General features: G+C 46.8%; 2 tRNA genes and 3 rRNA genes. All 5 read left to right on the plus strand.

Features of this window, described 5'->3' with window-relative positions:
• Positions 1–206 precede the first annotated feature (206 nt).
• A 16S ribosomal RNA gene (locus DMB65_RS21780) occupies positions 207–1,720 on the plus strand.
• Positions 1,721–1,846: 126 nt separating this feature from the next.
• A tRNA-Ile gene (locus tag DMB65_RS21785) sits at positions 1,847–1,920 on the plus strand.
• A gap of 161 nt (positions 1,921–2,081) precedes the next feature.
• A tRNA-Ala gene (locus DMB65_RS21790) sits at positions 2,082–2,155 on the plus strand.
• A 200-nt stretch (positions 2,156–2,355) separates the two neighbouring features.
• Positions 2,356–5,236, plus strand: a 23S ribosomal RNA gene (locus DMB65_RS21795).
• A gap of 170 nt (positions 5,237–5,406) precedes the next feature.
• Positions 5,407–5,516: ribosomal RNA gene (gene rrf, locus DMB65_RS21800) — 5S ribosomal RNA — on the plus strand.
• The 16S, 23S and 5S rRNA genes sit together here with 2 tRNA genes alongside, the layout of an rRNA operon.
• Positions 5,517–5,550: the final 34 nt, after the last annotated feature.

Genomic DNA, 5,550 nt, shown 5'->3' on the forward strand with positions numbered 1-5,550 from the left:
TCTACTTTTGCACCCGCTTTGAGAGACAAACGACAAGCGAAAAAAGGAATAATAAATATTACGTTCGTAGACATATTGAATTGACAGCCGTTTTAACAGAGATGTTAGAACAAAAGAATAAAGAGTAAGATAATCGAGAGATTGAGAATGAACCGATAGAGACTGATTCGAATAATAACTAGCTTGAGCAATCGGGCAAACAATATACGATGAAGAGTTTGATCCTGGCTCAGGATGAACGCTAGCGGCAGGCTTAACACATGCAAGTCGAGGGGTATGGTTCTTCGGAGCCAGAGACCGGCGCACGGGTGCGTAACGCGTATGCAATCTACCTTTTACAGAGGGATAGCCCAGAGAAATTTGGATTAATACCTCATAGTATATAGAGTTGGCATCAACACTATATTAAAGTCACAACGGTAAAAGATGAGCATGCGTCCCATTAGCTAGTTGGTAAGGTAACGGCTTACCAAGGCTACGATGGGTAGGGGTCCTGAGAGGGAGATCCCCCACACTGGTACTGAGACACGGACCAGACTCCTACGGGAGGCAGCAGTGAGGAATATTGGACAATGGGCGCAAGCCTGATCCAGCCATGCCGCGTGCAGGATGACGGTCCTATGGATTGTAAACTGCTTTTATACGAGAAGAAACACTCCTTCGTGAAGGAATTTGACGGTATCGTAAGAATAAGGATCGGCTAACTCCGTGCCAGCAGCCGCGGTAATACGGAGGATCCAAGCGTTATCCGGAATCATTGGGTTTAAAGGGTCCGTAGGCGGTCTTGTAAGTCAGTGGTGAAAGCCCATCGCTCAACGGTGGAACGGCCATTGATACTGCTGGACTTGAATTATTAGGAAGTAACTAGAATATGTAGTGTAGCGGTGAAATGCTTAGAGATTACATGGAATACCAATTGCGAAGGCAGGTTACTACTAATTGATTGACGCTGATGGACGAAAGCGTGGGTAGCGAACAGGATTAGATACCCTGGTAGTCCACGCCGTAAACGATGGATACTAGCTGTTGGGAGCAATTTCAGTGGCTAAGCGAAAGTGATAAGTATCCCACCTGGGGAGTACGTTCGCAAGAATGAAACTCAAAGGAATTGACGGGGGCCCGCACAAGCGGTGGAGCATGTGGTTTAATTCGATGATACGCGAGGAACCTTACCAAGGCTTAAATGTAGATTGACCGTTTTGGAAACAGAACTTTCGCAAGACAATTTACAAGGTGCTGCATGGTTGTCGTCAGCTCGTGCCGTGAGGTGTCAGGTTAAGTCCTATAACGAGCGCAACCCCTGTTGTTAGTTGCCAGCGAGTAGTGTCGGGAACTCTAACAAGACTGCCAGTGCAAACTGTGAGGAAGGTGGGGATGACGTCAAATCATCACGGCCCTTACGCCTTGGGCTACACACGTGCTACAATGGCCGGTACAGAGAGCAGCCACTGGGTGACCAGGAGCGAATCTATAAAACCGGTCACAGTTCGGATCGGAGTCTGCAACTCGACTCCGTGAAGCTGGAATCGCTAGTAATCGGATATCAGCCATGATCCGGTGAATACGTTCCCGGGCCTTGTACACACCGCCCGTCAAGCCATGGAAGCTGGGGGTGCCTGAAGTCGGTGACCGCAAGGAGCTGCCTAGGGTAAAACTGGTAACTAGGGCTAAGTCGTAACAAGGTAGCCGTACCGGAAGGTGCGGCTGGAACACCTCCTTTCTAGAGCCTCAAGTGTTAGTTGATTTATCAACACGCTGAGGAAAGAAGAAGAAGCTTTAAAGGTTTTGATTTTAAGACTATTTTACTCTTGCTGTTAATTTAAAAAAATAAAATTAAGTAAAACAGAGTCTCGTAGCTCAGCTGGTTAGAGTACTACACTGATAATGTAGGGGTCGGCAGTTCGAGTCTGCCCGGGACTACTTTTTTAGAGTTTTGAGTTATAAATTAAGAATTATAAGTTATAACAAAAAGCCATAAACTAAAAAAGACTGAATTATTTAAAAAAAAGGAAATTTTAGAGGTTGAGACCTTATGAGCACTAATTCATAACTCATAACTAATAACTCATCACTAAGAAAATGGGGGATTAGCTCAGCTGGCTAGAGCGCCTGCCTTGCACGCAGGAGGTCAACGGTTCGACTCCGTTATTCTCCACTATTCGAGTGAATAGTAAAGAGTAAAAAGTAATTAGTCAAAATCTAGTTACTAATTACTAAGAACTCATCACTAGAAAAAAGTTCATTGACATATTGAGATAAGAAAATAATAAAAAGTAGAAAGCGTTTTTTGTTATAAGTAGTAATACGAGTAATAAAAGACAAAAAAAACGGTCTTAATTAAATTTAAGATTGGTACAATAAGCAAAATAAGGGCGTATGGGGGATGCCTAGGCTCTCAGAGGCGATGAAAGGCGTGATAAGCTGCGAAAAGCTACGGGGATCGGCACACACGAATTGATCCGTAGATACCTGAATGGGGCAACCCACTATGTTGAAGACATAGTACACCGATAGGTGGGCAAACCCGCTGAACTGAAACATCTAAGTAGGCGGAGGAGAAGAAAACAAAAGTGATTCCGTAAGTAGTGGCGAGCGAACGCGGATTAGCCCAAACCAATGTTGTTACGGCAATGTTGGGGTTGTAGGACCACGATATTTTATGTACACGGAACCAGAAGTTACTGGAAAGTAGCGCCATAGAGAGTGATAGCCTCGTATGGGTAACAAGTATAATAGATAGTGGTATCCTGAGTAGGGCGGGGCACGTGAAACCCTGTCTGAATTTGGCGGGACCATCCGCTAAGGCTAAATACTCCTGAGAGACCGATAGTGAACCAGTACCGTGAGGGAAAGGTGAAAAGAACCGTGAATAACGGAGTGAAATAGATCCTGAAACCATACGCTTACAAGCGGTCGGAGCCCTTTCGTGGGGTGACGGCGTGCCTTTTGCATAATGAGCCTACGAGTTAACGTTGCTGGCAAGGTTAAGTGGTTAAGCCACGGATCCGTAGCGAAAGCGAGTCTGAATAGGGCGCTTAAGTCAGTAGTGTTAGACGCGAAACCGTGTGATCTACCCATGGGCAGGATGAAGCGCTGGTAACACAGTGTGGAGGTCCGAACCGGTTGACGTTGAAAAGTCTTCGGATGACCTGTGGGTAGGGGTGAAAGGCCAATCAAACTCGGAAATAGCTCGTACTCCCCGAAATGCATTTAGGTGCAGCGTTATTTTAGTTATATAGAGGTAGAGCTACTGATTGGATGCGGGGGCTTCACCGCCTACCAATTCCTGACAAACTCCGAATGCTATATAATGATTGATAACAGTGAGGGCTTGGGTGCTAAGGTCCAAGTCCGAGAGGGAAAGAACCCAGACCATCAGCTAAGGTCCCCAAATATACGCTAAGTTGAAAGAACGAGGTTTGTCTGCCCAGACAGCTAGGATGTTGGCTTGGAAGCAGCCATTCATTTAAAGAGTGCGTAACAGCTCACTAGTCGAGCGGACGAGCATGGATAATAATCGGGCATAAGCGTATTACCGAAGCTATGGATTTACAATTAATTGTAAGTGGTAGGGGAGCATTCCAGCAGGGTTGAAGGTGTATCGTAAGGTATGCTGGACTGGCTGGAAAAGAAAATGTAGGCATAAGTAACGATAATGCGGGCGAGAAACCCGCACACCGAAAAACTAAGGTTTCCACAGCTATGCTAATCAGCTGTGGGTTAGTCTGGTCCTAAGGCGAACCCGAAAGGGACAGTCGATGGCCAACGGGTTAATATTCCCGTACTACTAATTACTGTGATGGGGTGACGGAGTGATGAAAGCGCCGCGAACTGACGGAATAGTTCGTTGAAGTAGCTACCTATAAGATGCGCAGGCAAATCCACGCGTCTTGGGGAACTACGATAGTACTCGGCGTCTTCGGACAAAGAGATAGTGCGCCTAAGGGCTTCCAAGAAAAACCTCTAAACTTCAGGTAATTAGTACCAGTACCGTAAACCGACACAGGTAGTTGAGGAGAGAATCCTAAGGTGCTCGAGAGATTCATGGCTAAGGAATTAGGCAAAATAGACCCGTAACTTCGGGAGAAGGGTCGCCCCGAGCAATCGGGGCCGCAGTGAAGAGGTCCAGGCGACTGTTTATCAAAAACACAGGGCTCTGCAAAATCGTAAGATGAAGTATAGGGCCTGACACCTGCCCGGTGCTGGAAGGTTAAGAGGAGATGTTATCTTCGGAGAAGCATTGAATTGAAGCCCCAGTAAACGGCGGCCGTAACTATAACGGTCCTAAGGTAGCGAAATTCCTTGTCGGGTAAGTTCCGACCTGCACGAATGGTGTAACGATCTGGACACTGTCTCAGCCATGAGCTCGGTGAAATTGTAGTAACGGTGAAGATGCCGTTTACCCGCAGTGGGACGAAAAGACCCTGTGCACCTTTACTATAGCTTAGTATTGACCTTGGATAAATGATGTGTAGGATAGGTTGGAGACTATGAAGCGGCGTCGCCAGGCGTTGTGGAGTCATTGTTGAAATACAACCCTTTGTTTATCTGAGGCCTAACCCCATATTGTGGGGGACAGTGCTTGGTGGGTAGTTTGACTGGGGTGGTCGCCTCCAAAAGAGTAACGGAGGCTTCTAAAGGTTCCCTCAGTACGCTTGGTAACCGTGCGTAGAGTGCAATGGCATAAGGGAGCTTGACTGAGAGACATACAGGTCGATCAGGTACGAAAGTAGAGCATAGTGATCCGGTGGTTCCGCATGGAAGGGCCATCGCTCAAAGGATAAAAGGTACGCCGGGGATAACAGGCTGATCTCCCCCAAGAGCTCATATCGACGGGGGGGTTTGGCACCTCGATGTCGGCTCGTCACATCCTGGGGCTGGAGAAGGTCCCAAGGGTTGGGCTGTTCGCCCATTAAAGTGGCACGCGAGCTGGGTTCAGAACGTCGTGAGACAGTTCGGTCTCTATCTACTGTGGGCGTTAGAAATTTGAGTGGATCTGATTCTAGTACGAGAGGACCGAATTGGACAAACCTCTAGTGTATCTGTTGTCCCGCCAGGGGCACCGCAGAGTAGCTACGTTTGGAAGGGATAAGCGCTGAAAGCATATAAGCGCGAAACCCACCACAAGATGAGATTTCTTTTAAGGATCGTGGAAGATGACCACGTTGATAGGCTATAGATGTAAAGGCAGTAATGTCATAGTCGAGTAGTACTAATAATCCGTAAGCTTATGTACACCCTTTTCTCCCGACTACGGTCGGGAGAAGAAACTTTCTAAAACAAGACTACTTTCTTTATCTCAGTATGTTAAGATATTTGCTCGACGCGAGCAGTGACTAGTGAAGAGTCAGTAGTGATTAGCCCAAAGCTAATTACTAATCACTAAAAGCTAATCACTTATAACCTTAAGGTGGTTATTGCGGCGGGGCTCACCTCTTCCCATCCCGAACAGAGAAGTTAAGCCCGCCTGCGCAGATGGTACTGCAATTTTGTGGGAGAGTATGTCGTCGCCTTTCTTTTAAACCCTTCATCAATCGATGAAGGGTTTTT

It is taken from the genome of Flavobacterium cheongpyeongense, assembly GCF_003202435.1.
In the GTDB taxonomy this organism is placed as follows: Bacteria; Bacteroidota; Bacteroidia; order Flavobacteriales; family Flavobacteriaceae; genus Flavobacterium; species Flavobacterium cheongpyeongense.